The sequence below is a fragment of the Metabacillus litoralis genome, assembly GCF_007994985.1.
Classification (GTDB): domain Bacteria; phylum Bacillota; class Bacilli; order Bacillales; family Bacillaceae; genus Metabacillus; species Metabacillus litoralis.
Window position 1 is genome coordinate 1 of sequence record NZ_VOQF01000021.1, and the last position, 26,191, is coordinate 26,191.

Here is a 26,191-nt window from a genome sequence, read left to right on the forward strand (position 1 = left end):
AAATGGTCCATCCCTGTTATTATTTATACATCCATTGTTACATTAAGTGGGCTTATAAATAACCCCTATTTGGCTCGAAGTATTAAAACTTCGGGAGAACAAACTATGATGTTGCGCTCTCAAGGAATAGGGGGTTATGAATTAGTTTATTCTCTGGTATTTTTGTGTATTATTCTTTTTTTTATCTTAGTAAATTTAAAGTTAATTAAAAAAAGCATGATTGGCCCTTCAAGCGTAGTTTTTATACTATTCTTCTTGACAATTATATTTGCAAATTATTTTACCGCACTTTTAATACTAACTCTAGCATTTGCAACTATTACCCTAATGAAAAAATGGAACATGTTAGTTAAATTCTTTTTGATCGTACTAGGATTTATAGTTTTAGTTTTCAGCAAAGATATTCTTATTTTAATAACAAATTGGTTTATTAGTTTTCTAGGAAATGGGTCTACAGTGGATAAATTGCTTATATTACAATCTAATATATTGGGATATGGTGGTGTAGATAATGTAGCCTTGAATAGAGCTATGACAATAGAAACAAGTTGGCATGCCTTTTTGCAAAGTCCAATTTTTGGAATTGTAATAGACTCAATTGAGCAAACTGGTGGTTTTCTAAGTGGTTTTGGTCAACATTCATACATTATGGATACTTTTGCTTTGTACGGTTTATTTATAGGTATCTTAAATATTTATATTCTTACGCAACCCTTTTTGGTTCGAATGGAGAGAGGAAATGTATTAGTTGGGTTGAATTTTTCCGTGTTAATGTCTACGTTAATATTATTTTTCATGAATAATGCAACACCATCAATTGGATTTGCTATCTACTTTATATATCCGTTTTTTTATAATTGGTTATCTACAATTCAATTAACTAAAGTCCAATAGAGTAGTTGAAAATTAGTAGTGTTGTAGCAGACCACTGTATTTATACGTGCGTATATAATTATTGATAGTTAATTAAAGAAGAATTTATTAATACATGAGTTTTTATAAAGGTGGGATATTGTGAGAGAAAAAAACAAAAATCCGAAAATAATGATGCATTATGTCTTGCCAGGAGCGACGGGTGGACCGAATATATTATTTAGTAGAATTGAAAATGAAACTTCACTTAAACAAAAATATAATTTTGTGGCACTTAATCAAAAAAGAGTCGCGGGCGGTAAAATAAACCTAAGTTTGATTCTTGAATTAAAAAATGCAATTCAAAAAGAAAAACCTGATATAATTCACATTTCCGGAATGCAAAGTACCGGATTTCATTGTATGATAGCAGCTTTATTAGCTGGATGTAAGAATAGGCTAGTTACTACACATGGGTTTTCTGGCGATTCACTTGGAGGGACTTTAATAAAAAACATTGCTTTTAATTATATTATTGAACCTATCACTTTATCACTCGCCACGCGTGTACATGGGATTAGTAAATATACTGTTGAGAAGAAAATGGTGAGAAGGTATGCAAGAAAGAAAACTTGCTTAATTTATAATTTTCCGCCAGATGAAAATGAGCTATCTAAAAATTCAAATGTAAGAGACAAATTAGGAATAGGTATTGAAGAGGTAATTTTTACTACAGTTTCACGTATTGTCTTGGACAAAGGTTATAGAGAACTTGCAAAAGCTATAAAAAATCTCAGGGAACTAAAAAATATAAGGTTTTTAATAGTAGGCGACGGTAAATATGAAGATGCATTTAGGGATGAGGTATCTGAGGAAATTAATAGTGGAAAAGTAATAATGCTAGGTAAAAGAAATGATGTAATGAATATTCTAGATGAAAGTGATGTTTTTATATTACCAACACTTCATGAGAATTTAGGGAATGTTTATTTAGAAGCCTCAAAAGTATGTATTCCAAGCATTGGAACTAAGGTTGGTGGGGTGCCAGAAATAATTTTAGATGGCGAAACGGGTTTACTTATACCTCCATACAATTCTGAAGCATTAACTGAAGCTATAATGAAACTATATAGCAAGCCCCACTTAAGAAAAGAAATGGGAATAAAAGCACATCGGAGATTAAATGATTATTTTAATCCAGTGACAATATCTAATCAGTTTGATGACCTCTATTCATCTATCCTCAATAGAAAGAAGTAAAAACATTATAACACTATGAATACAATACTAACTTTAGTAAAAAATATTATTTCTTACATGTATAGAGGAGAAAAATGATGATGAATAAGCCAATTAAATATATAGCTTTTTACTCAGATAACGTACATGATGGTCAAAATAGAATAGCAACTTTATCCGCAACCAATAAAATTGATTATATTTGTACTGCTATAACTAGAAACAACTATGAAGTTGAGATAGTTTCACCCAGTTGGACAAAAAATTCTAGTGGTTTCTATAAAGGGGATGTTAAGAGAATAACAGATAGTATTACTCTTAAAACATTTGCTACTTTTGGCGGAGAAAGTAAAATAAAGAGAATATTTAAATATCTATTTTCTTTAATACAATTATTCTTTTATTTATTAATTTCTACTGAGAAAGATGAACCAATTATTGTATACCATTCAGTAATTTTATCTTTACCAATTAGAACGGCTAAATTATTTAAAAAATTTAAGATTATTTTAGAAGTTGAAGAGATCTATCAAGATGCTCAGAATCTTTCTGGATTTATGAAGAAAAATGAGTATAAGGCCTTTGCTAGTGGTGATAAATACTTGTTTTCGACTGAACTTCTAAACCAAAAAATTAATAAGACAAATAAACCACAATCAATTATATATGGAACATATCAAGTGGAAAAAGATAGGGAAGCCAGTTTTGAAGACGATAAAATACATGTGGTTTATGCTGGAACATTTGATCCAATAAAAGGTGGCGCCTTAGCCGCCATCGATGCTGCTAAGTATCTAACAAAAGATTATCATATTCACATTATTGGTTTCGGATCAATAGAACAGATTAAAAGTATTGAAGACAAAGTAGCAGAAGTTTCATTAATATCAGATGCAATAGTAAGTTATCATGGTCTATTAAAAGGAGAAGATTATATACAATTTATACAAAAGTGCCAAATTGGTTTAAGTACGCAAATCCCAGGTGCTAAGTATAATGAAACTTCGTTTCCATCAAAAATACTATCATACATGGCAAATGGCTTAAAGGTTGTAAGTATTCGTATAAAAGCGATTGAATATTCGTCAATCGGAAGTCAAATTTACTATTATCAACAGCAGGATCCAAAAGAAATAGCAAATAAAATTATTAGTATAGATTTTTCTTCATCGTATGACAGCAGAAAACTTATAAAGAGCTTAGATGAAAACTTTCTTAAAGAAATTAAATTACTGTTAAAAACTAAAGAGTAGTATTAATAACCTTTATATTTATAAATTGTTGTAGTTCCCAAATAGAACTATTTTAAAAGGTGATGAAGTATGTTTAAAAAAATATTCAATAGAGTTATCACATTAAATATATTAAAAATGAAATTAAAAAGAAAAGGTATAAAAATTGCTCGAAATTCATACATCGATTCGAAGTCTTCCTTAAAAGGTGCCAATACACTTGCACCATATTCATCAGTTATAAATTCAATGCTAGGATTTGGTACTTATATTGGTGGAAATACAAAATTATTAAACACTAAGATTGAAAAATATACAAGTATTGGACAAAACGTATCTATTATCTTTGGACAACATCCAACTCACAAATTTGTTTCAACTCATCCCTCATTTTATTCACTGCAAAAAGGTCTTGCTGTTAGATATACAAATAAACAATTATTTGATGAATATCGTTATGCTGATAATGAAAATAAAATTTCAGTATTAATTGGAAATGATGTTTGGATAGGTGATGGAGTAAAAATTATGGAAGGCATTATAATTGGAGATGGTGCTATAGTTGCTGCGGGATCGATAGTTACCAAACATGTTCCAGAATATGCAATTGTCGGTGGAGTCCCTGCAAAGGTAATTCGTTATAGGTTTTCTAATGAGGATATAGAATTTTTATTAAAATTACAATGGTGGAATGAGAGCGAAGATTGGATTAAACAACACTCTGAGTTGTTTCAAGATATAGAAAAGTTAAAAGGTAGTTTTTTTTCATTGAAAACATAAAGGAATGGAGATAAAAGAATGAAAGAGGGTCTAAAACTATTATATAGTGAGTTAATAAATCATAAGGTCAGAACTATAGACTACGGTATCTTGAAATATAAAAAGAACGATATCGTTAACAAAATTAAACTAAATACAAAGTTTAAAAATATAAATAAAGGTAGTCGTTGTTTTATTGTGGGTAATGGTCCTTCAATAAAGAACCAAGATTTATCGTTGCTAAAAAATGAAATTGTTTTTACTGTAAACCAAATTTCTAGACATCCTGATTTCGAAAAGATGGAATCTAATTATCATTTCTGGGCAGACCCAATTTTTTTTAATTTATCGAAAGAAAATCCAGAGGATATGGAATTACTCGAAGTCTTTAAAGGGATTAATACAAAAAAGAATAAACCAGTCTGCTTTTTACCTAATATAGCAGTTGATTTTGTTGAACGTTTCAACTTACAAGATGAATTAAATATTTCTTTTTATTATCCAAAGTTAACGTTTCATGATAATTATGACTATGATTTCGATTTTTCTCATTTTATTCCAGGCTTTCAAACAGTAGTACAATATGCAATAGCTAAAGCTATATATATGGGTATTTCTGAAATTTATTTATTGGGTTGTGACTCAACTGGTATTATTAGTACAATTAATGCGTTTATGGATGAAGATTGTAATGCAACTTATGGATATAATATATCCGCTAATGAACAAAAGAGACTGGAATCGCTAAGTAAAAAATTTCAAATGGAAAGTAGTTTTTATGGTTGGGCAAGAATACTACATCTTTATAAAGAATTAAACAGGTACTGTATAAAAAGAAATGTTAAACTAGTAAATTGTTCAGCTAAGACTATTATTGACTCAATACCAAGAGGTAATTACGAAGATATAGTTGAAAAGAAAGAATTAAAATGATTAATAAGATTTTCAAACGGTATACTGCATTCCCTCCGGCAGTCAAAGCAGCCATATGGTTTACAATAGCGAGTTTTTTCCAAAAAGGAATTTCCTTTATTACTGTGCCTATTTTCACCAGATTATTAAGTGTCGAACAATATGGCCAGGTTGTAGTATTTCAATCTTGGTTATCGATAATTACTATTTTTGCAACTTTGTCACTTTGGGCAGGTGTGTTTAACAATGGAATGGTTAAATATGAAAACGATAGAGAAACGTTTATATCGGCATTGCAGGGTTTGTCAACTACACTAACTGCAGTATGCTTAATTATATATTTACTATTTCTTGATTTTTGGAATTCAATTTTTGGCTTACCAACATTCTTAGTTTTAGTTATGTTTACTCAATTGATAGTGGCACCTGCTTTAAGTTATTGGTCTGCTAAACAAAGATTCGATTACCAGTATAAGAAACTAATTATAATTACACTGGCAATGTCTATTGCCAGTCCTCTTTTTGGAGTTTTTGCAGTTCTCGCGACAGAAGATAAAGGTGTTGCTAGGATCCTTTCAGTTGCTTTAGTCCAAATCGGTGTGTGTAGTGTATTTTATATTTATAATGCAACAAAAGGAAAACAATTTTTCCATAGAAATTATTGGAAATATGCATTAGGGTTTAATTTACCATTGATACCCCATTATCTTTCAGGAGTGGTATTGAATCAATCTGATAAAATCATGATTGACCAATTTTCTGGAACAGATAAGGCCGGGATATACAGTGTTGCATATTCAGCAGCTATGCTTTTGACAATTCTTATTACTAGTGTTAATAGTTCATTTACCCCATGGACATACAAGAAACTTAAGAATAAATGTTATTCAGAAATTGAGGACATATCAAAGTTCCTTCTTGCACTAATTGGTGGACTGATATTAATTTTAGTAGCATTTGCACCAGAGATTGTAGGAGTTCTAGCACCTGTCGAATATTATGAAGCAATATGGGTAATACCACCAATAGCAGTAAGTGTGTTTTTTATATTCTTATACAGTATGTTTGCTAACATTGAGTTCTATTTTGAAGAAAATAAATTCATCATGGTGGCCTCTATCATTGGAGCAGGATTAAATATTTTGTTGAATTTTTTCCTTATTCCGATATTTGGATATATAGCAGCTGGTTTTACCACGTTGTTTTGTTATATTGTGTTTAGCTTTTCGCATTACATTTTTATGCGGAAGGTATGTAAAAAACATATAAATGGAGAAAAGATTTATAATTTTGGATTTATAGTTGTTTTTTCATTAGGGATGATTTTAACATCAATGCTTTTAATGACGGTATATAGTTATGTGGTAATCAGATACCTTGTAATTTTAATTATTTTTCTTACAGCTGTAATTTGTAGGAAGCATATTGGAAGTAAAATAAAGCAAATTAGAGAAAAATGAGAAGGAATAACTAAAAATCTCAAAAAAAAATAGTAATGACTATATTATTTATACAATTTATAAAACCATCGTATTATGAAGACTAATATCAGATTTAATTAAGTGAGAACAATTAATTAATTAATTAATTAATAATCTATTTAAATTATATTGTGAGGAGAAATTAAAAATGTTTAAAGATAAAACTATTCTTATTACTGGTGGAACAGGTAGCTTCGGAAATGCAGTTATGCAGAGGTTCTTAGATACAGATATTAAGGAAATTCGTATTTTTTCTCGAGATGAGAAGAAACAAGATGATATGAGAAAACTTTATAAAGATGTTAAGCTCAAATTTTATTTAGGAGATGTACGAGATTTATCTAGTGTTAAAAATGCCATGCACGGCGTTGATTTCGTTTTCCATGCAGCAGCACTTAAGCAAGTTCCTTCGTGTGAGTTTTTTCCATTAGAGGCTGTTAAAACTAATGTAATTGGAACAGATAATGTAATTACTGGAGCTATTGAAAGTGGCGTAAAAAAAGTGATTTGTTTGTCTACAGACAAAGCTGCTTATCCTATTAATGCAATGGGAATCTCTAAAGCAATGATGGAAAAGGTTTTTGTAGCTAAAGCAAAGACAGTAGATTCAGATAGCACTCTAATATGCGGTACACGTTATGGGAATGTAATGGCATCTAGAGGTTCTGTAATTCCTTTATTTATTGAACAAATAAAAAAGGGACAACCTTTAACAGTTACAGATCCAAGTATGACTAGATTCCTAATGAGTCTTGAAGAAGCTGTCGAACTAGTAGTTTTTGCATTTGAAAATGCTGAAGCTGGAGATATCATGGTTCAAAAATCTCCAGCATCAACTATTGGTGATTTAGCACAAGCACTTAAGCAATTATTTAATGTAGCTAATGAAATCAAAGTCATTGGTACAAGACATGGTGAAAAATTATATGAAACCCTACTCACTAGGGAAGAACATGTAGTTGCACAGGATTTAGGTGGATTTTACCGTGTGCCTGCTGATAAGAGAGATCTTAATTATGATAAGTATTTCGTAGAAGGCGATCAGAAGTTGTCTTCTGAAGATGAGTACAACTCTCATAACACAGAGAGATTAAATATTGAGCAGATTAAAGATAAGTTATTAATGCTTGATTATGTTCGTGAAGAGTTGAAAGGTTGGAATCAACGATGAAGATATTAGTAACTGGTGCAAAAGGGTTTGTTGGTAAGAATCTGATAGCTGAACTAAAAAATAGAAAATATACTGATATTTTAGAGTTTACTAGAGAAACAGACCAATCTTTACTAGACGAATATTGTAAAGATGCAGACTTTGTCTTTCACCTTGCTGGTGTTAATCGTCCAAAGGACCAGTCTGAGTTCATGGATGGTAACCTTGGTTTTACGTCAACACTTCTGGAAATGTTAAAAAGGTATCAAAACACTTGTCCTATATTAATTTCTTCATCTACTCAAGCAGAACTTGATAATCTATATGGTATTAGTAAAAAAGCAGGTGAAGACTTGCTTTTTGAATACAGTAAAGAAACAGGAGCAAAAGTATTTGTTTATCGTTTTCCTAATGTCTTTGGTAAATGGTGTAGACCAAATTACAACAGTGCAGTAGCTACATTCTGTCATAATGTAGCTCACGAATTCCCAATCAACGTGAATGATCCTAGTGTTGTAATGAACTTAGTCTATATTGATGATGTAGTAGAAGAACTGATCAGTGCCTTAAATGGAAAAGCAAATGTAGTTGAAGATTTTTGTGAGGTTCCAGTTGTTCACGAGATAACACTTGGAGAAATTGTTAACCTGATTTATTCATTCAAAAAGAGTCGAATAGAGCGTTCAATTCCTGACATGTCTAATTCATTTACGAAAAAGTTATATAGTACGTATTTAAGCTACCTGCCAGAAGACCAATTCAGTTATGATCTTAAAATGAACGTAGATCAAAGAGGATCTTTCACGGAGTTTATTAAGACCCCTGATAGAGGACAAGTTTCCGTGAATATTTCTAAGCCAGGAATAACAAAGGGAAACCATTGGCACCACACAAAGAATGAGAAGTTCCTTGTGGTGAGTGGAACTGGTGTTATCCGATTTAGAAAAATTGGTACAGAAGAGATCATTGAGTACTTTGTTAGTGGAGACAAAATTGAAGTAGTAGACATTCCGACTGGCTACACACATAACATTGAAAATTTAGGGGAAACCGACATGGTTACTATCATGTGGGCAAATGAGTACTTTGATCCAGAAAAGCCAGACACCTATTTCTTGGAGGTATGATTAAATGAAAAAATTAAAAGTCATGACAGTGGTCGGTACAAGGCCAGAGATTATTAGACTGTCAGCTGTAATAAATAAATTAGAAGAATCAAATGCTATAGATCACATACTTGTCCATACGGGGCAAAATTATGATTATGAGCTAAACGAAGTGTTCTTTAATGATTTTAATTTAAAGAAACCGGATTATTTTCTTAATGCAGCTACAGGAACAGCAATAGAAACGATAGGCAACATTCTTGTGAAGATTGACCCTATTATGGAAGAAGTAAAACCAGATGCTGTCTTAGTTCTGGGTGATACCAATAGTTGTTTAAGTGCTATCGCTGCTAAGAGAAGACATATACCAATTTTCCATATGGAAGCTGGAAATAGATGCTTTGACCAAAGAGTTCCTGAAGAAACGAATAGAAAAATTGTTGATCATACAGCTGATATTAATCTAACCTATAGTGATATTGCAAGAGAATATTTATTAAGAGAAGGCCTACCGGCAGACAGAATTATTAAGACTGGAAGCCCTATGTTTGAAGTCTTAAACTCGAGAAAAGATGATATTGAGAAGTCTGATGTATTAGAAAGATTAAAACTAGAAGAAGGTAAATATTTCGTAGTTTCTTCCCATAGAGAAGAAAACATCAATTCAGAAACTAATTTCTTAGATTTAGTTGATAGTTTAAACGCAATTGCTGAAAAGTATCAAATGCCTGTGATTGTAAGTACACATCCTAGAACTAGAAATATGATTAATACTAAGGAAGTAGAATTTAATCCATTAGTAAAAACAATGAAACCTTTAGGGTTCATTGATTATGTTAAACTTCAAATAAAAGCCAAAGCTGTTCTCAGTGATAGTGGAACAATTAGTGAAGAATCTTCTATTCTTGGGTTTAGAGCCCTTAATATAAGACAAGCCCATGAAAGACCAGAAGCGATGGAAGAAGCGTCAGTTATGATGGTGGGTCTAAAAAAAGAAAGAATATTACAGGGGCTAGAAATATTAGCATCACAAAAAGAGGATACATTAAGAAATGTAATAGATTACAGTATGCCTAATGTAGCTGATAAAGTATTGAGGATAATACTTTCATACACAGATTATATAAATAGGATTGTTTGGAAAAAGAATTAAATTTATTTAAGGATTGCGTGAGCTCCAATTATGAATTTAAGTGAAAACGGAATTTATGTGTTTCAAAGTGAAAATTAGGCTGTAACTCCACATAGTTTGTTGGGCATGCTAGCCTTCTAGGTATAGCTAAGTCTTTTGACTTATGACATCTTGTCTAAAGGAGCATGCCCATAGATGCTCCATATCAAGTTGCAATACTGTATTTGGAATTGCAACTATGTGTAATTTTCCTCTGCAGAGTGCATTTTAATTATTATTCTGGTGATAAATATAAATCAAGTAGTGAAGTAGGGTCAAGAATTATAAAGTAAATTATACTAAGGAAGAGGCAGAAAAATGAAACTTTTAGATTGTACACTACGAGATGGAGGATATTATAATTCATGGGATTTTGATAAGCCAATGATCGAAAAATATTTGAAAGCTATGCATGAAATTTCGGTAGACTATGTAGAACTAGGTCTTCGTGGGTTTAATAATGAAGGATTTAAAGGAGCTTGTGCTTACACTACTGATAGTTTTATTAGAAGCTTGGAAGTTCCTAATGGTCTTAAATTAGGAGTAATGGTAAATGCAAGTGATATTGTTATACATTCTGAGGGGATTGAGGGAGCACTATCTAAACTTTTTGTTTCAGCATCTGATTCTCCAATCTCATTAGTTCGAGTGGCATGTCATGTACACGAATTTGAGGCTGCATTACCAGGAGCGAATTGGCTGAAAAGTAAAGGTTATACTGTTGGTTTTAATTTAATGCAAATTGCTGATCGAAGTGTTGAAGAGATTAAAAGTTTAGCATCTATTGCTAATAAATATCCCCTAGATGTACTGTATTTTGCTGATAGTATGGGGAGTTTAAATCCAGAACAAACCTCTAATATTATCCAGGTAATACGTGAAGTTTGGAAGGGGCCTCTAGGTATACACACACACGATAATATGGGTTATGCGCTAGCTAATTCTATGCGTGCTTTAGAAGATGGAGTAACATGGGTTGATAGTACAGTTACCGGAATGGGAAGAGGTCCTGGAAACGCAAAAACTGAGTATTTAACCATTGAACTTGAAGAATACCGTAATGTAGCTAATAATATTACACCATTAATGAAGTTAATAGAGGATTTTTTTAAACCAATGCAACATAAATGTGGATGGGGAACAAATACGTTTTATTATCTTGCGGGTAAATATGGAATTCATCCAACATATATTCAAGAAATGATAAGTGATTCAAGGTATGATGAGGAAGATATACTAGCGGTTATCGAATATTTAAAATCAGAAGGCGGGAAAAAATTTAACTTTAATACCTTAGTGGCTGCTAGAAACTTCTATGGTGGAGAACCAAAAGGATCTTGGAATCCGGCAGAAATTTTATCTGATAGAGAAGTTATAATAATAGGGACTGGACCAAGTGTTATTAAGCATAAGCAAGCATTGGAAGAGTATATACGAGATAAAAAACCTTATGTAATTGCGTTGAATACTCAATCTAACATTTCATCAGAGTTAATTGACATTCGAGCAGCTTGCCATCCTGTTCGTTTACTCGCTGATAGTTCAGTACATGCGACATTACCACAGCCGTTAGTAATACCGGCATCTATGTTGTCAGATAATATAAATAAGGCGTTTGGTGGAAAAGAGTTGTTAGATTTTGGAATATCAATAAAAGAGAATACATTTATGTTTGAAACAAATTACTGTGTCCTCCCTAGTTCATTAGTTCTTGCATATGCATTAGCTATTGGAGCTAGTGGGAGAGCATCAAGAATTCTTTTAGCTGGTTTTGATGGATATGGTGCAGATGATCCTAGAACAACTGAAGTAAATAATTTACTTGAAGATTTCACACGAGTCCCAATGACTCCACCAGTTATTGCAATTACACCAACGCAATATAAAGTTACTGTTAGTTCAGTATACGCATTCTAGGAGGCGAATAATTTGAATTATTGTGTTATAATTCCAGCTCGATATCAATCTTCAAGGTTACCAGGAAAACCACTTGTTGATTTATGTGGTATTCCAATGATTGTAAGAACATATCAGCAATGTATAAAGGCTTGTCCTTCTGAAAGGGTTTATGTTGCAACAGATGACGAGCGTATTAGAGAGGTCTGTGAACAAAGCGCTATTCAAGTTATTATGACATCGAGTGATTGTCTTACTGGTACAGATAGATTAGCAGAGTGTGCAGAATTTATTGATGCAGATGTTTTTATTAATGTACAGGGGGATGAGCCACTTTTTAATCCGAGAGATTTAGAATTAATGATTTCTTACGTTGAAAAATATCCTGGTGAAATCTTAAATGGTTATTGCGAAATAAATGATGAGGAACTTTTCAGAAGTGGTTCAACTCCAAAGGTAGTTTTTCGACCAGATGGACGATTACTGTATATGTCTCGTGCGCATATCCCAACAAATAAGAAACATGGTTTTGAAAAGGCTTGGCGACAAGTATGTGCATACGCATTTCCACGAGAGTCATTAAAAGATTTTTCTTCAGTTCCTGAAAAAACACCACTTGAGGGTATTGAAGATATTGAGATACTTCGCTTTCTAGAGTTAGGTTGGGAAGTAAGAATGCTGGAACTCTCTAGTGATTCTATTGCTGTTGATAATCCAGAAGATGTTCAGCGTGCTGAGGCTGCGATTCTTGATAGAGAACTTTAAATTTAATGAATAGTAGTAAGTAGTGACCTAAATGTTTATTTTTATTAGGTCACTATTTATTTAAAAAAGTATAAAAAAATAAGAAGAGGTATTTTTATGAGTTCAGACTTTTTGAGTCAGTATGATGTTATTGTTTTCGATTGTGATGGAGTTCTAATAGATGTAAATCTATTAAAATGTGAAGCCTTTGGTAAGGCTGTTGCAGAATACCCTTCAGATATTGTTACAAATTTTGTTGACCATTGTAAGAATACATTTGGTGTTTCTCGATACGTTAAGTTTAAAGAGTTTTTCAGTGACTTCGCTAAAGAACCTTTTCAAGAAAATAAATACAACTATTTCTTAACAAACTATGCAAATATATGCAAAGTGATGTATCAATCTGCTCATATTACACCAGGGTGTGAAAGCTTATTATCCGATTTATTTAACTCAAATAAGAGTTTATATGTAGCGTCTGGAAGTGATGAGAAAGAATTAAAAGAAGCTTTTATTGGAAGAAATTTAAATATATACTTTAATGGGATATATGGTTCTCCAAAAACTAAGTCGGAATGCACCTCGATTATCTTACAAAAAAACTCTAATAAAAGGGCTGTTTTTATAGGAGATTCATTATCTGATATGAAGGCCGCTAAAGAATATGAATTAGATTTTATTTATATGTCTAAATTTACTGTTCAATCCGAAGAGCAGGATCTCAAATGTAGAAGCGAAGCAACTAAGGTTATTAGTACGCTAGAGGAATTAATTTGACAATAGCACAAGAGTAAAGGTAGGGTGTTTCTATGTACAAAATAGCTGTAGCAGGTACAGGTTATGTTGGCTTAGTAGCAGGTGTATGTTTTGCTGAAGTTGGCCATCAAGTAATGTGTGTTGACATCGATGAAGATAAAGTGAACCTAATGAAGTCTGGGACTTCTCCAATATATGAAGCAGGTTTAGAAGAGCTAATGAAAAAAAACTACGCTGTTGGAAGAATTGATTATACAACAGATTACAAATCGGCTTACCGAGATGCTGATGCAATTTTTATCGGGGTTGGGACCCCAGAACAACCAGACGGTTCTGCAAACCTTTCCTATATTGCAACGGTTGCTAGACAAATTTCTGAATCGATCGAAAAGGATTGCTTAGTTGTTGTTAAATCGACCGTTCCAGTTGGAACAAATGATAAAGTTGAACAGTTTATTCAAGATTTTCTAGTTAATGATGTAAAAGTAGAAGTAGCCTCGAACCCGGAGTTTTTAGCGCAAGGTTCTGCTGTACATGATACACTTCATGCAGAAAGAATAATAATTGGAACGGAAAGCAAATGGGCTGAAGAAGTTTTGATGGAAATTTATGAGCCCTTTAACTTACCAATCGTATCAGTTAATAGGAGATCTGCAGAGATGATCAAATATGCCTCAAACGATTTCCTTGCTTTGAAAATCTCTTATATGAATGACATCGCTAACCTTTGTGAATTAGTCGGAGCGGATGTGCAAGACGTTGCAAAAGGGATGAGTTATGATGCTCGTATAGGAAGTAAGTTTTTAAACGCAGGTATCGGTTATGGCGGTTCATGTTTTCCTAAGGATACGAAAGCACTAGAGAATATTGCAAAACAGCATGGATATGAACTACGAACCGTTAAGGCTACAATTGACGTCAATACTGATCAAAAGACAATGTTATACAAAAAAGCCAGCAAGAGACTTATTACGTTTAATGGTCTGAAGGTAGCTGTACTTGGTTTAACTTTTAAACCTGGGACTGATGATTTACGTGAAGCAGCATCTCTTGAGAATGTGCCATTATTACTAGAGCAAGGTGCCGATATTTATGCGTTTGACCCTATAGGTGCCGATAACTTTGCGAAAGTACATCCTGAAGGTAAGAGTGGAAAAGGTAATATTACTTATGTAAGTAATATTGAAGAAGCACTAGAAGGTGCAAATGTTTGCTTTATCTTTACTGAGTGGGGAGAGATTAAAGCAGTTACTCCTGGGATGTATCAGGATTTAATGAGAACGCCGCTAGTATATGACGGAAGAAATATTTATAGTACTTCGGAAATGCAGGAAGCAGGGGTGGAGTACCACTCTATTGGAAGAAAGGCTGTAGAGAGAAAAGTTGTTGCAAAGGAGTCGAGAAATCTTGAGTTACAAACCGCTAGATCCTAGTAAAACTTATCTTATTACTGGAGCTGCTGGTTTCATCGGATATTATTTATCTAAGAAACTACTAGAAAGCGGCTGCAAAGTAATAGGTATTGATAATGTAAATGATTACTATGATGTGAACCTTAAAATGGCTCGACTTGAGCAACTACAACCTTTTAGTAAGTTTACTTTAATTAGGGAAGATATTTCGGACAAGGCTTTAGTCACAGAAGTCTTTGCTAAGTACAAGCCTAATGTTGTGGTAAACTTAGCTGCACAAGCTGGAGTTAGATATTCAATTGAAAATCCTGATGTTTATATTCAAAGTAATATCATTGGTTTCTATAATATCCTAGAAGCTTGTAGGCACAATCCAGTAGAACATCTAGTGTACGCATCTTCAAGCTCTGTTTATGGTTCTAATAAAAAGGTGCCATTTGAAGAAACAGACTTTGTAGATACTCCTGTATCACTTTATGCTTCAACGAAGAAGTCGAATGAATTAATGGCTCATACGTATAGCCACTTGTATAAGATACCGGCTACTGGACTTCGTTTCTTTACTGTTTATGGTTCTATGGGAAGACCGGATATGGCTTACTTTGGATTTACGGATAAATACTTTGCTGGTGAACCAATTAAGATCTTTAACAATGGTGATTTTGACAATGATCTCTATCGTGATTTCACGTATATCGATGATATAGTAGAAGGAATAGAGCGACTTATCGGTAAACCACCGGTTGATGCCGTTCCTCACAAGGTGCTTAACATCGGTAATAATAATCCGGAAAAGCTGATGACGTTTATTAATACATTGGAGAAGACTTTAAGTAAAGCTTTAGGAAGAGAAGTGCAGTTTGAAAAGGTGTTTGAGCCAATAAAACCAGGAGATGTTCCAGCCACTTATGCTTCAACGGATTTATTGCAGGAAGCTGTTGGGTTTAAACCAAAAACATCGATTGAAGAGGGCTTACAGCAATTTGCTGATTGGTATGTGGATTATTATAACAAGAAGTAAGATTTAAAAATACTAAAACCCGCTGAGCAAATGCTTGGCGGGCTTATTTGAGTTGGATTAATTATTATTTTTTAATGCCTTTTTTAAAATATCCTTATATTTACTCTACTTTAAATCTACTTAACATCTCTTCTTTTGAAATTTCACCCCATTCTAGGACTATTAGCATAATATATATATTAGCACGTAGTGTCATAGGTGCTCTTTTAAAAAACATTACGTAAGTTTTTTGATCATTAACTACAATGGTAAACTTATCATGCCTTTAATTCAAACGTTGCAATTCTTCATACAGATGAACTGTGTTCATAATGGAAAAATGACGACGCTCAGGATTAAAAGGTAAAAACTCCAAATACCATCTTTAATACCTTCATTATCAATATTAAGTGCCATATCAGGAAATCTTAATCTTTCCTCTGTTTTCTCCACACTCCATTTAAATGGACATTAATATAAATCTGCTAAGATAAATTGTTTGAATTTTCTCTCTAATCCCTCACATTGCATTCTTAAATTAAGTGGTGATTCTCTATTATCTATATTTTTTTGATCTTCATCTGTAGGTTCATTTTTTGCTATATGTCCTGCAGCAACCATAAGATCTTTATAAGTAACTTCCTCATCATCCTCAAAAGTAGTCTGTCGATTAATCCTCAAATTATCATCTGAATAAATACCACTCCTACACTTTCCCTTGATTCACTTGGTATAAATATCACCTCAGGGAATTCTTTTTTATTCTGTTAAGAAGGTATAGTGAAACATAGAACCAGAACTTAATTCTAAAAACACCAAACTTTTTTCCAAAAAAAACATATTTACCTTGATATTTTGTATACGGTTGCATACAATGGTATTAAAGATAGTGATGTTTTAATTAAAGGTAATAATGTTACTACGAATATTAGGGGGAACAGTAATGAAATACTTTTTAGATAGTGCCAAAATTGATGAAATTCGTTATGCGTATAAGCATTGGGGGATTGATGGAGTAACGACAAATCCGCGTCATATTATGAACAGTGGTAAACCTTTTATAACAGTACTAAAAGAGTTAGCCGATGAATTTTCAGATGTGAAGAATTTCCCGATTTCTGTTGAGATTAATCCACACCTGGATAACTATGAAGAAATGGTTGCAGAAGGAAAAAAGATTGCTAGTTTATCAGATAATTTCGTTATAAAGATTCCTTGTACAGAACAAGGATTAATCGCTGCAAAAAACTTAGAGGAGCAAGGGATTAAAACAAATGTAACACTTGTTTTCTCTCCATCTCAAGCATTACAGCCTGCACGAATTGGAGCTGCATTTGTGTCACCCTTTGTTGGTTGGAAAGAACAAAGCGGAGAAGATACAAATCCATATATTCAAGACATCGTCAATATCTATCGTACATATGGCTACGATACAGAAATTATCGTTGCTGCACTACGTAACGGCAAACAAATTGTTGATGCAGCAAAAGCTGGAGCAGATATCGTAACATGTGGTTTTGATGTATACAAAACGAGCTTCTACCATGCATTTACTGATTATGGCTTAAATGTATTCCGTAATGCTTGGGACAACACTGAAACTGAATAATCATTAAAACAATAAACTCGTAAAAATTAAATGGCAGGACAAAAAAGGTATCATTCCTTTAACGTATGTCCTGTCTATTTTTTAAAAAAGGGGATACAGGGGTAATGGGTACTTTTGAAACACTCTGCAAACAAAATCATCATCTTAATTTTTTCCACGTAGAAGAGGAAACCTTTGCGCCATTTGGTAGAATAATATCAGGTCTAGATATTAAACCATTAACTGATTTTATGAGTGAACAAACATTGATTCCTGATGAGGGTAATGTATATGAGCCTTCTATCTTTGCAATGGAAGAATTCATGATTAAGAAACAGATTGAAACAGAACTGTACGGTGAAATGCCCATTCAAATTGGTTATTGTAATGGAAGGAACTCAAATTTAAATGGATTAGAATTTCATAAGGGAAATGAGCTAAATATTGCTGTAACAGATATGGTTCTTCTTTTAGGAAAGGTTCAAGACATAAAGAAAAATCAGTACAATGCCAAGGATGTTCAAGCATTTTACATACCAATGGGAACGATAATTGAACTATATGCTACCACTCTTCACTTTGCCCCATGTAAGACAACAGATAATGGGTTTAAATGTATTGTTGTTTTACCAAAAGAGACAAATTTACCATTAGATAATACGATAAATCAAAGAGATCGGTTGTTATTTATGAAAAACAAGTGGCTACTAGCACACCCTGATAATAAAAGGATGATAGACAGGGGAGCTTACCCAGGAATTCATGGAGAAAATCTAGTTGTAAACTATTAATATTTTAAAGTGAGGTTCTAATGATGACCTATACAACACATGATATGGAGTTTTCTATTCAAGCAAGTGAAGACAAACTTTCTATTTCCTGGAATGGGGAATCGATTATTGAACATACGAAGAGTAATCCTTTTCTTTACATTGGATTTGGAAAAGAAACGGTGAACATGTACCGTGGGAATTTTGAGATAAAGGATTATGTTGAGGAACGAACACCACTTCGTTTTATTCGTATTAATGAGCTCGAGGACAACAAGCTTGTTGCTGCTTTTTCAACGTATAACGAGAATTCTCTTCCTATTTTATATATGACTATCCGTAAAGACTCAGGTCGTCTTGTGATTGAATTGGAAAATAAAGATACTACAATCAATCGATTTTGGATCCGTATAAAAGCATCGAAGGAAGAAAAAATATATGGCTGTGGTGAGCAGATGTCTTATTTTAATTTAAGAGGACGTAACTTTCCGCTTTGGACATCGGAGCCAGGGGTTGGTCGTGATAAAAGTACATATGTCACATGGTTAGCAGATGTAAAGGATAAAGCTGGCGGTGACTATTATAATACGAATTACCCTCAACCAACCTATGTTTCTAGTAAAAAATACTATGCTCATGTAGAAGCGACTGCATATGCTGATTTTAATTTTAAGAATGAAGATTATCATGAGCTTCACACTTGGGAAGTACCAAAAGAAATCGTGTTAGAAGGTGCTCGAGATTATCTCCAACTTGTTGAAAAGATTTCAGCAAAGTTTGGGCGTCAGCCGGAATTACCAGATTGGGTGTATGAGGGAGTTATTCTTGGAGTTCAAGGTGGTACAGAGGTGGTCGACCAGAAGTTAATTAAAGCATTAGAAAGCGGAGTGAAAGTATCAGCTCTTTGGTGTCAGGATTGGCAAGGAAAAAGAATCACTTCCTTTGGTAAGCGTTTAATGTGGAACTGGAAATGGAATCCAGATGAATATCCCGACCTAGACGTGAAAATCAAAGAATGGAAAGAAAAGGGTATTCGCTTTATGGGCTATATTAACCCTTATCTAGCTGTAGAAGGAGATCTTTTTAAAGAAGCTGAAAACAATGGATATTTTGCTTTAAATGAGGAAGGTAATACATACCTTGTCGATTTTGGTGAGTTCTATTGTGGTGTGATTGATTTTACAAATTCAGAGGCATTTGAATGGTATAAAGGTGTCATAAAAGAGCACTTAATCGAATTTGGATTAGATGGTTGGATGGCCGATTTTGGAGAATATCTTCCTACAGATTTATATTTAAGTAATGGTGAGCCTGCAATGCAAAAGCATAATCAGTGGCCTGTACTATGGGCACAAGCGAACTATGAAGCGGTTAAAGAAACTGGAAAACTTGGGGAAGTTGTCTTCTTTATGAGAGCTGGTTATGCAGGATTTCAAAAATACTGCACACTATTATGGGGAGGAGATCAATCGGTTGATTTTTCCTTACATGATGGATTAGCTTCTGTAATTCCTGCTGCTTTATCTTCAGGTATGTCGGGTATGGGTCTTCATCATAGTGATATCGGTGGATATACGAGTCTTCATGGCACGAAAAGGAATAAAGAACTTCTTTTAAGATGGTTGGATATGGGTGTATTTACCCCGTTCCTACGAACACATGAAGGAAATCGTCCATATGACTGTGTGCAGTTTGATGAGGATGAAGAAACATTAGCTCATTTTGCAAGGATGACAACAGTGTTTACACATTTAGCCCCTTATGCGAAAACATTAGTAGCTGAAAATGCTAAAAGTGGTACACCCGTTCAAAGGCCACTGTTTCTGCACTATGAACAAGATCCTAACGTGTATGATATTCAGTATCAATACTTATATGGAAAAGATGTTTTGGTTGCACCTGTACATGAAGAACATCAAAACACATGGGAAGTATACTTGCCAAAGGATGAGTGGATTCATTTATGGTCAGGTGAGGAGTATTCAGGTGGAACTTATATCGTTAATGCACCGATAGGAGAGCCTCCAGTATTTTTTCGGAAAAATAGTGAATGGAAAGAGCTTTTTCACCAAGTACGAAGTTTATAGAAGTTAAGGGGGATCTTAATGCTACACACATCTGTACTTTATTTGCCAATAGGGCGAAAAACATTTGATTTAGAAACAGCAGAACAATATCGAAAAGACACACAAGAAATGCTAGAAGAAATGGTTGAAAAGGTATATTCTCCAGATACAATTATTACATCTCCTGAAGAATTAGAGGAGTTACTAGCGTCTTTTAAAGATATCAAATTTAGCAGTATTATCTATCAAAGCACTACGTTTGCCGACGGGGAGTTTCCATACGCAATTATAAAAAAACGCAAGGAACCTATCATTGTGTGGTCTGTTCGAGAACCAAGTGTGGGAGGGAGACTCCGCTTAAATTCTCTAACAGGTGGAAATGCTACGAGTAATCTACTAAAAGTACATCAACATCCGTATTCTTTTGTTTTTGGGAATCCACAGGAAGAAGATCTTGAAAATAAGATGCTTGTGGAGCTTAAAGTAAATGATATCATTGGTAAGCTCAAAGAATTAAAGGTAGGAGTGATTGGTGAGCATCCTCCAGGATTTTTCTTTTCTCAAACGGATGAAGAAAAGCTTCGTTTACAGGTGGGGACGACTCTCGACAAAGTAGATCTTTTAAAAGCATTTGATGCATGTAAAAAACTAACTGAAAATGAATATGCTTCTGCATTAGAATTAGCAGAAAAGAGTGTGGTTGGACTCAATAAAGATGAAGAAAGTGTCATCCGTTTTGCACAATTCTACACCTATATTGAGACATATATAAAGGAAAAAGACATACGCGCTTTAGCCATTCGTTGTTGGCCAGACTTTTTTAATGAACTTGGTGCAGCAGCTTGCTCAACTTTGTCTCAATTCACGGAGCACGGAGTTGTTTCAGCGTGTGAGTCTGATATCAATGGATCTCTTTCAATGTACGTGCTTCAAGAGCTAAGTAATGGAAAAGCACCTTATTTAGGAGATCTTGTGCATGTGAATGAAGAGAATAATTCTGTTGTATTCTGGCATTGTGGTGCAGCGGCGTATTCGTTAGCAAGACCACAAACAGGTGCGCAAGCAGGGGTACATCCAAACCGCAAGATGGGGCTGACAATGGAATTTGGGTTGAAAGCAGGAAAGGTTACAATGTTTCGTTTAAGCGAGGATCATGAAGGATATCGCCTGTTAGTCATGAAGGGTGAAGCCTTAGATGTTGAACAACCATTCTCTGGAACATCCGTTGAAGTGGCTTTACCTAAAGATGTAACAGAAACATTATATTCTCTTATGGAAAGTGGTTTTGAACCACATTATGCACTTGTATATGATGATGTCGCACAAGAATTATTACAGCTAGGAAAACGTTTAGGGCTTCGAACTGAATATTACGGTTAAACACAGAAGGGAATAAAATGATGGTTGAAAAAGGAATTGATATGAATAAGAATGTGGCACTGTATCAACAGGTTAAGGACATTCTTATAAAAAGAATTCAAAGTCGGATTTGGGAACCAAATGCTTTAATTCCAACAGAACAGGATTTAATGAAGGAATTTGATGTGAGTCGTACAACGATACGACAAGCAATCTCTTTACTTGTTCAAGAAGGACTGATTGAGAAAAGGCAAGGAAAAGGGACCATTGTAAAACCTCAGCAGCTAGTAGGAAGCTTGGGGAGATTGAAGGGGTTTGCTGAAGAGGTGATGGAAAAAGGTCTAACACCTCATTCTAAACTCATGAGAGTAGAGTTTACAGAAGATTTATATGAGGAAAAATTAATCTTAGATTTACCTGAAGAAGCTGAAATATTGATTATCGAACGTGTACGTTTTGCTGATGGAGTTCCGATTGCGTTAGAACGGTCTTGCTGGCCGAAGGAAATTGGTGAAGTCCTTATTAAGTATGATCTAGATTCAGCTAAATTTTATACCATACTCGAGAAGAATAACATTATGTTAAAACGCGCAAAGGAAAAAATATCTGCAATGAATGCGACACTTTATGAAGCTGATTTATTAGGAATTCGTGGAGGAGAGGCACTATTAGAAATGAGTCGTCTAAGTTTTGGAATTGACGACAAACCAATAGAGTATACTCGCACGAAATACCGAAGTGATCAATATCATTATGATATTGAATTAACACGATAGAAAAGAGAGGGGAAATGGGAGAGTGAAACATTACGGTCTATATATTAATGGGAGCTGGGTTACAACAAAGGAAAAAATCGACGTATTAAATAAATATACGAGGAAACCTTTCGCGTCAACATCTGTAGCATCAGGGAATCATGTGAACGAAGCAGTAGAAGCAGCGAAACAATCTTATCGTCAGGAATGGGGACCATATGATCGCTATCTGATTATAAAAAAAGCAGGAGAACTTTTGCTAGAGAGAAAAGAGCAGTTTGCTGAAATACTAGCAAAGGAAGTAGGAAAACCATATGGAGAATGTCTTGGAGAGGTAGAGCGTTCAGCATTAACATTAGAGATTTCTTCTGAAGAAGCAAAGCGCATACATGGTGAAGGGATTCCTGTCGAGTCTGCACCTGGCTCTGAAAATTGTATGTCCTTCACTGTTCGTGTTCCAGTAGGGGTAGTCGCGGCCATTACACCATTTAATGTTCCTTTAAATCTTGTATGTCATAAGGTTGGTCCTGCGTTAGCTGCAGGAAACAGTGTCATATTAAAACCAGCAGAAGTAACCCCTATCGTAGCACTGCTTCTTACTGAAGTCTTTGAAGATGTGGGATTGCCAAAAGGTCGACTCAACCTCATAACGGGTGAAGGTCCGGTGATCGGTGAGGCCCTTTTAGCAAATAAAGATGTAAATATGTTTACGTTCACCGGAAGTCCACGAGTAGGAGAATATATTCGTCAAAATGCTGGTTTACGAAAGGTCGCACTTGAGCTTGGGAATAATTCTGCCACAGTCGTTCATCATGATACGGATATAGAAAAAGCAGCAAATGTAATTGCTGGTAAAAGCTTTGCGAATGCGGGTCAGGTGTGCATATCTGTTCAGCGCATTTACGTTCACGAAGATGTGTATGAAGCTTTCTTAGGATTTCTAAAGGATAAGACAGAGAAGCTTAAAATGGGGGATCCATTTGATCCTGAAACAAACATTGGACCAATGATTCGCTTAGAGGAAGCCGAACGTGTTGAAGCATGGGTAAAAGAAGCTGTTGAACAAGGAGCACAAGTTGAAGTAGGTGGTACACGGGATGGTGTGTTTTATTCTCCAACAATCTTAACAAATACACACAGAGATATGAAGGTGTGTCGTCAAGAGGTATTTGGACCTGTTGTATCTGTTGAAACCTACAAAACAGAAGATGAAGTTATTGAAGTAGTGAATGATTCTGATTATGGATTACAAGCAGGATTATTTACATCAGATCTTCGTTTTGCCATGAAAGCAGCAAGAAAAATTGAAGTTGGTGGACTAATTATTAATGATGCCTCAGCATACCGTGTAGACCACATGCCTTATGGTGGCGTAAAGAAAAGTGGAACAGGTAAGGAAGGTCCGAGATATGCAATTGAAGAAATGACAGAAGAACGCATTATCGTGATGAATGTATAGAGAGGCTTTTGGGGCACATAAATAGATTTGGAGAATAGGTGGGAAAGCCTTGAATTTCATCATCGTGTTAGTGCCTGTATTTTTTATATTTGCTGTAGGCTATGTTGGCCAGAAATGGATAGGATTTGATACAAGAACCCTTTCAAAAATGGCAATCTATTTAATGTCACCATTTCTTGCATTACGGACATTTTATCAAAACGAACTCTCACTAGATTATGTTTATTTAACTATTTATGCATTAGGTCTTTGCTTTGGGCTTATTTCCATCGTGTACCTATTAGCTTATGTTAAAAAATATAATCGAAAAGAAACAAGTAGTCTTATTTTATCTTCTGTATTTATGAATAATGGAAACTTTGGTACACCTGTTGCTTTATTTGTGTTTGGAACAACAGGCTTTGATATTGCAGTCATCTTATTGGTGATCCAACAACTGATTATGAGTACTGTTGGGGTATACTATGCTGCAAAAGGAAGTGAAGTAGAAACATGTCTGAAAGATGCCATACTAGCTGCTCTCCGTATTCCTATTGCATATGGTGCTGTTATAGGTTTGCTTCTTCAGGTGCTACACATAGAGATTCCAGATACGTTATATCAATCTATTAACCTTATAGCAGATGCAGCAATACCAACAATAATGATTATTCTTGGTATGCAGCTAGCAAAAATCTCTTTAGTAAACTTAGAGGTAGGTAAGATCCTATACTCTATCAATATTAAGCTACTGATTGCGCCACTAGTCGCATGTGCCTTTGTTTGGGTACTCCCAGTTTCCGAGGTAGTGGGTGATATAATGGTGTTAATGGCTGCTATGCCATCAGCAGCAAATACAACCATGTTTGCGCTCCAATTCAACACAAAGCCTGAATTTGTTTCCTCTGTTACTTTAATTAGTACGATTATGAGTATTATTACATTGCCAATTGTTCTATTTCTTTTATCATTGTAATAATATGATAGAAATAGAGATTTCATATAAAATCAGAAAATGTAGTTGAATTCTATTGAGAAAAATTGTATATTTTAATTAGTTTAATGAAAACGCTAACATATATCGCTTTCATGAAATATTTTTTGGCTACAAAGGTTATAACATTTTAATATAACATCATGATGTTATTACCTATAATCTATTCATTTTAAAAGGGGATGTTTAAATGAAAAAGAAGATTTCTATTTTTATGATGTTTGTATTATTAGTATCTAGCTTCTTGGTAGGGTGCTCTTCTAAAGAGAGTGGGGGAAATGGAGATAGTGGAGACGGCGGAGATGAAACAACGATCAGCTTTATCCATTGGCGTGGTGAAGACTCAGAAATTTTCAAAGAATTGATTTCTAAGTTTGAAGATGAAAATCCTAATATTAAAGTAGAAATGACAGTATATCCTTCTGAGCAGTATCAATCAACAGCTCAAACATTATTACGTGATGGTTCAACAGGAGATGTATTTACATCATTTCCTGGATCACAATTTGAAATTATTAAAAAAGCAGGATTATTTGAGGATATAGCTGGTGAAGCTTTTGTTGATAATTTTAGTCCCAATTTAATCAAGGCTGGTCAAGCGGACGGCCAACAGCTTGCATTGCCATTACAGCTTGTTTATAACCAACCTGTATATAATAAATCATTATTTAAAGAATTAGGAATTGAGCCAGCAGACGATTGGGAAGGATTCTTAGAAATGTGCCAAACATTACTAGATAATGGGTACACACCAATTGCATTCCCAGGTGCTGATATAGGACCAGGACAATTTATGAACCCGATGATGATGAATAACGCACCAGACGAAGAAGTCTTTGCGAAGTTAATGAATGGAGAAGCAAAGTTAACGGAAGAATGGTGGGTTAAAACACTTGCACAATTCCAGGAGCTTAGTGATAAAGGATACATTGCAAAGGATGCATTAGGTACGAAACACGAAGGGGCAATTGCCTTGGTTGCTCAAGAGAAGGCAGGGATGTTAGCTACAGGATCGTATGCAATGGCAAACATTAAAGACTTAAATGCTGATCTGGAGCTTGGGTTATTAGCTCCAATTACAGTAAGTGCTGACGAAGCAAAATATGAAGGAATTCATACAACAACTTTTATGTTAGCAGTGAATAGCCAATCAAAGAAAAAAGATGCAGCTAAAAAATGGATAGAATTCTTATCCACACCAGAAAATGCTGAAAACTATGCTAATTCCACTGGTCAATTCTTGACAGTAAAGGATGTAAACTATGAATCTGCTGAACTACAAGCGGCAGCTGAATGGCTAGACAAAAATACACGTTTCCAACCTCGTTACTTAATTCCAAATGCAGATGTTGAAAAAGCCGTAATCGCTTCTATTCAATCCGTATTAGGAGGAGAAACACCTGAAAAAGCAGCAGAAGAAGCACAGAAAATTGTTGATCAAAACATTAACTAATATTAAGAACAATTAAATGAAAAGAAGGAGGGGGGCTCCCCTCTTTCTTACTAGATTC

At 34.3% G+C, this 26,191-nt stretch carries 23 protein-coding genes; 22 read left to right on the top strand and 1 reads right to left on the bottom strand.

Translation table 11 applies throughout. From position 1 onward, the window contains the following. From FS935_RS21040 to FS935_RS21105, 14 genes are all read left to right on the top strand, one after another. Positions 1–894 (top strand): hypothetical protein (locus FS935_RS21040; RefSeq protein WP_205124309.1); only part of this gene is annotated, 894 nt, incomplete at its 5' end. 120 nt (positions 895–1,014) lie between these two features. Then, positions 1,015–2,112, top strand: coding sequence for a glycosyltransferase (locus FS935_RS21045; protein ID WP_146950609.1), 1,098 nt, complete (start codon positions 1,015–1,017; stop codon positions 2,110–2,112). An 80-nt stretch (positions 2,113–2,192) separates the two neighbouring features. Continuing rightward, positions 2,193–3,344: a glycosyltransferase gene (locus tag FS935_RS21050; protein ID WP_158638678.1), complete on the top strand. Its 1,152-nt coding sequence runs from the start codon at positions 2,193–2,195 to the stop codon at positions 3,342–3,344. Positions 3,345–3,413: 69 nt separating this feature from the next. Continuing rightward, positions 3,414–4,103, top strand: coding sequence for a CatB-related O-acetyltransferase (locus tag FS935_RS21055; protein WP_146950611.1), 690 nt, complete (start codon positions 3,414–3,416; stop codon positions 4,101–4,103). Between the two features lie 18 nt (positions 4,104–4,121). Next, positions 4,122–5,015: a motility associated factor glycosyltransferase family protein gene (locus tag FS935_RS21060; RefSeq protein ID WP_146950612.1), complete on the top strand. Its 894-nt coding sequence runs from the start codon at positions 4,122–4,124 to the stop codon at positions 5,013–5,015. Next, on the top strand, positions 5,012–6,454 hold the full coding sequence (locus tag FS935_RS21065) for a lipopolysaccharide biosynthesis protein (RefSeq protein WP_146950613.1): 1,443 nt from the start codon (positions 5,012–5,014) through the stop codon (positions 6,452–6,454). The genes FS935_RS21060 and FS935_RS21065 overlap by 4 nt, the downstream gene beginning before the upstream one ends. Before the next feature lie 169 nt (positions 6,455–6,623). Then, positions 6,624–7,646 (top strand): polysaccharide biosynthesis protein, encoded by a 1,023-nt coding sequence (locus FS935_RS21070; RefSeq protein WP_146950614.1) that lies wholly within the window; start codon positions 6,624–6,626, stop codon positions 7,644–7,646. Then, complete coding sequence (locus tag FS935_RS21075; RefSeq protein WP_146950615.1) at positions 7,643–8,752, top strand: capsular polysaccharide biosynthesis protein CapF; 1,110 nt, start codon at positions 7,643–7,645, stop codon at positions 8,750–8,752. The genes FS935_RS21070 and FS935_RS21075 overlap by 4 nt, the downstream gene beginning before the upstream one ends. Positions 8,753–8,756: 4 nt before the next feature. Continuing rightward, positions 8,757–9,884: a non-hydrolyzing UDP-N-acetylglucosamine 2-epimerase gene (gene wecB, locus FS935_RS21080; protein ID WP_146950616.1), complete on the top strand. Its 1,128-nt coding sequence runs from the start codon at positions 8,757–8,759 to the stop codon at positions 9,882–9,884. A gap of 336 nt (positions 9,885–10,220) precedes the next feature. After that, positions 10,221–11,819, top strand: coding sequence for an aldolase catalytic domain-containing protein (locus FS935_RS21085; RefSeq protein WP_146950617.1), 1,599 nt, complete (start codon positions 10,221–10,223; stop codon positions 11,817–11,819). Positions 11,820–11,831: 12 nt separating this feature from the next. Further along, on the top strand, positions 11,832–12,563 hold the full coding sequence (locus FS935_RS21090; RefSeq protein ID WP_146950618.1) for a 3-deoxy-manno-octulosonate cytidylyltransferase: 732 nt from the start codon (positions 11,832–11,834) through the stop codon (positions 12,561–12,563). Positions 12,564–12,659: 96 nt separating this feature from the next. Continuing rightward, entirely contained in the window at positions 12,660–13,319 is a 660-nt protein-coding gene (locus FS935_RS21095) for an HAD family hydrolase (protein WP_146950619.1), read from the top strand. A gap of 32 nt (positions 13,320–13,351) precedes the next feature. Then, a complete protein-coding gene (locus FS935_RS21100; protein WP_146950620.1) occupies positions 13,352–14,731 on the top strand; it encodes a UDP-glucose dehydrogenase family protein in 1,380 nt (459 codons plus the stop codon). Next, positions 14,706–15,731, top strand: coding sequence for a GDP-mannose 4,6-dehydratase (locus FS935_RS21105; protein WP_146950621.1), 1,026 nt, complete (start codon positions 14,706–14,708; stop codon positions 15,729–15,731). The genes FS935_RS21100 and FS935_RS21105 overlap by 26 nt, the downstream gene beginning before the upstream one ends. A 450-nt stretch (positions 15,732–16,181) precedes the next feature. On the opposite strand, the gene FS935_RS21110 is transcribed toward FS935_RS21105, so the two are convergent. Beyond that, positions 16,182–16,391 (bottom strand): hypothetical protein, encoded by a 210-nt coding sequence (locus FS935_RS21110; RefSeq protein WP_146950622.1) that lies wholly within the window; start codon positions 16,389–16,391, stop codon positions 16,182–16,184. Positions 16,392–16,653: 262 nt separating this feature from the next. Here FS935_RS21110 and FS935_RS21115 point away from each other — a divergent pair, with 262 nt between their 5' ends. From FS935_RS21115 to FS935_RS21150, 8 genes are all read left to right on the top strand, one after another. After that, positions 16,654–17,319: a transaldolase family protein gene (locus tag FS935_RS21115; RefSeq protein ID WP_146950623.1), complete on the top strand. Its 666-nt coding sequence runs from the start codon at positions 16,654–16,656 to the stop codon at positions 17,317–17,319. Between the two features lie 104 nt (positions 17,320–17,423). Beyond that, positions 17,424–18,089 carry a DUF4867 family protein gene (locus FS935_RS21120; RefSeq protein ID WP_146950624.1) on the top strand — a complete coding sequence of 222 codons (666 nt, stop codon included), beginning with the start codon at positions 17,424–17,426 and terminating at the stop codon, positions 18,087–18,089. A gap of 23 nt (positions 18,090–18,112) precedes the next feature. Then, a complete protein-coding gene (locus FS935_RS21125; protein WP_146950625.1) occupies positions 18,113–20,155 on the top strand; it encodes an alpha-glucosidase in 2,043 nt (680 codons plus the stop codon). Between the two features lie 18 nt (positions 20,156–20,173). Next, entirely contained in the window at positions 20,174–21,514 is a 1,341-nt protein-coding gene (gene sftI / locus FS935_RS21130) for a sulfoquinovose isomerase (protein ID WP_146950626.1), read from the top strand. Between the two features lie 17 nt (positions 21,515–21,531). After that, complete coding sequence (locus FS935_RS21135) at positions 21,532–22,269, top strand: GntR family transcriptional regulator (RefSeq protein WP_240050983.1); 738 nt, start codon at positions 21,532–21,534, stop codon at positions 22,267–22,269. 22 nt (positions 22,270–22,291) lie between these two features. After that, positions 22,292–23,707, top strand: a complete 1,416-nt coding sequence (locus tag FS935_RS21140; protein WP_146950627.1) for an aldehyde dehydrogenase family protein — start codon at positions 22,292–22,294, stop codon at positions 23,705–23,707. Between the two features lie 49 nt (positions 23,708–23,756). Next, positions 23,757–24,662, top strand: coding sequence for an AEC family transporter (locus tag FS935_RS21145; RefSeq protein WP_146950628.1), 906 nt, complete (start codon positions 23,757–23,759; stop codon positions 24,660–24,662). A gap of 208 nt (positions 24,663–24,870) precedes the next feature. Next, positions 24,871–26,133: an ABC transporter substrate-binding protein gene (locus FS935_RS21150; protein WP_168714499.1), complete on the top strand. Its 1,263-nt coding sequence runs from the start codon at positions 24,871–24,873 to the stop codon at positions 26,131–26,133. Positions 26,134–26,191 lie beyond the last annotated feature (58 nt).

Excerpts from the sequence above, each read along its gene's own strand:
- FS935_RS21070 (WP_146950614.1), top strand. The coding sequence starts at position 6,624 with ATGTTTAAAGATAAAACTATTCTTATTACTGGTGGAACAGGTAGCTTC.
- FS935_RS21075 (WP_146950615.1), top strand. The coding sequence starts at position 7,643 with ATGAAGATATTAGTAACTGGTGCAAAAGGGTTTGTTGGTAAGAATCTG.
- FS935_RS21095 (WP_146950619.1), top strand. The coding sequence starts at position 12,660 with ATGAGTTCAGACTTTTTGAGTCAGTATGATGTTATTGTTTTCGATTGT.
- FS935_RS21125 (WP_146950625.1), top strand. The coding sequence starts at position 18,113 with ATGACCTATACAACACATGATATGGAGTTTTCTATTCAAGCAAGTGAA.
- sftI (WP_146950626.1), top strand. The coding sequence starts at position 20,174 with ATGCTACACACATCTGTACTTTATTTGCCAATAGGGCGAAAAACATTT.
- FS935_RS21060 (WP_146950612.1), top strand. The coding sequence starts at position 4,122 with ATGAAAGAGGGTCTAAAACTATTATATAGTGAGTTAATAAATCATAAG.
- FS935_RS21135 (WP_240050983.1), top strand. The coding sequence starts at position 21,532 with ATGATGGTTGAAAAAGGAATTGATATGAATAAGAATGTGGCACTGTAT.
- FS935_RS21120 (WP_146950624.1), top strand. The coding sequence starts at position 17,424 with ATGGGTACTTTTGAAACACTCTGCAAACAAAATCATCATCTTAATTTT.
- FS935_RS21055 (WP_146950611.1), top strand. The coding sequence starts at position 3,414 with ATGTTTAAAAAAATATTCAATAGAGTTATCACATTAAATATATTAAAA.
- wecB (WP_146950616.1), top strand. The coding sequence starts at position 8,757 with ATGAAAAAATTAAAAGTCATGACAGTGGTCGGTACAAGGCCAGAGATT.
- FS935_RS21150 (WP_168714499.1), top strand. The coding sequence starts at position 24,871 with ATGAAAAAGAAGATTTCTATTTTTATGATGTTTGTATTATTAGTATCT.
- FS935_RS21115 (WP_146950623.1), top strand. The coding sequence starts at position 16,654 with ATGAAATACTTTTTAGATAGTGCCAAAATTGATGAAATTCGTTATGCG.
- FS935_RS21100 (WP_146950620.1), top strand. The coding sequence starts at position 13,352 with ATGTACAAAATAGCTGTAGCAGGTACAGGTTATGTTGGCTTAGTAGCA.
- FS935_RS21065 (WP_146950613.1), top strand. The coding sequence starts at position 5,012 with ATGATTAATAAGATTTTCAAACGGTATACTGCATTCCCTCCGGCAGTC.
- FS935_RS21050 (WP_158638678.1), top strand. The coding sequence starts at position 2,193 with ATGAATAAGCCAATTAAATATATAGCTTTTTACTCAGATAACGTACAT.
- FS935_RS21085 (WP_146950617.1), top strand. The coding sequence starts at position 10,221 with ATGAAACTTTTAGATTGTACACTACGAGATGGAGGATATTATAATTCA.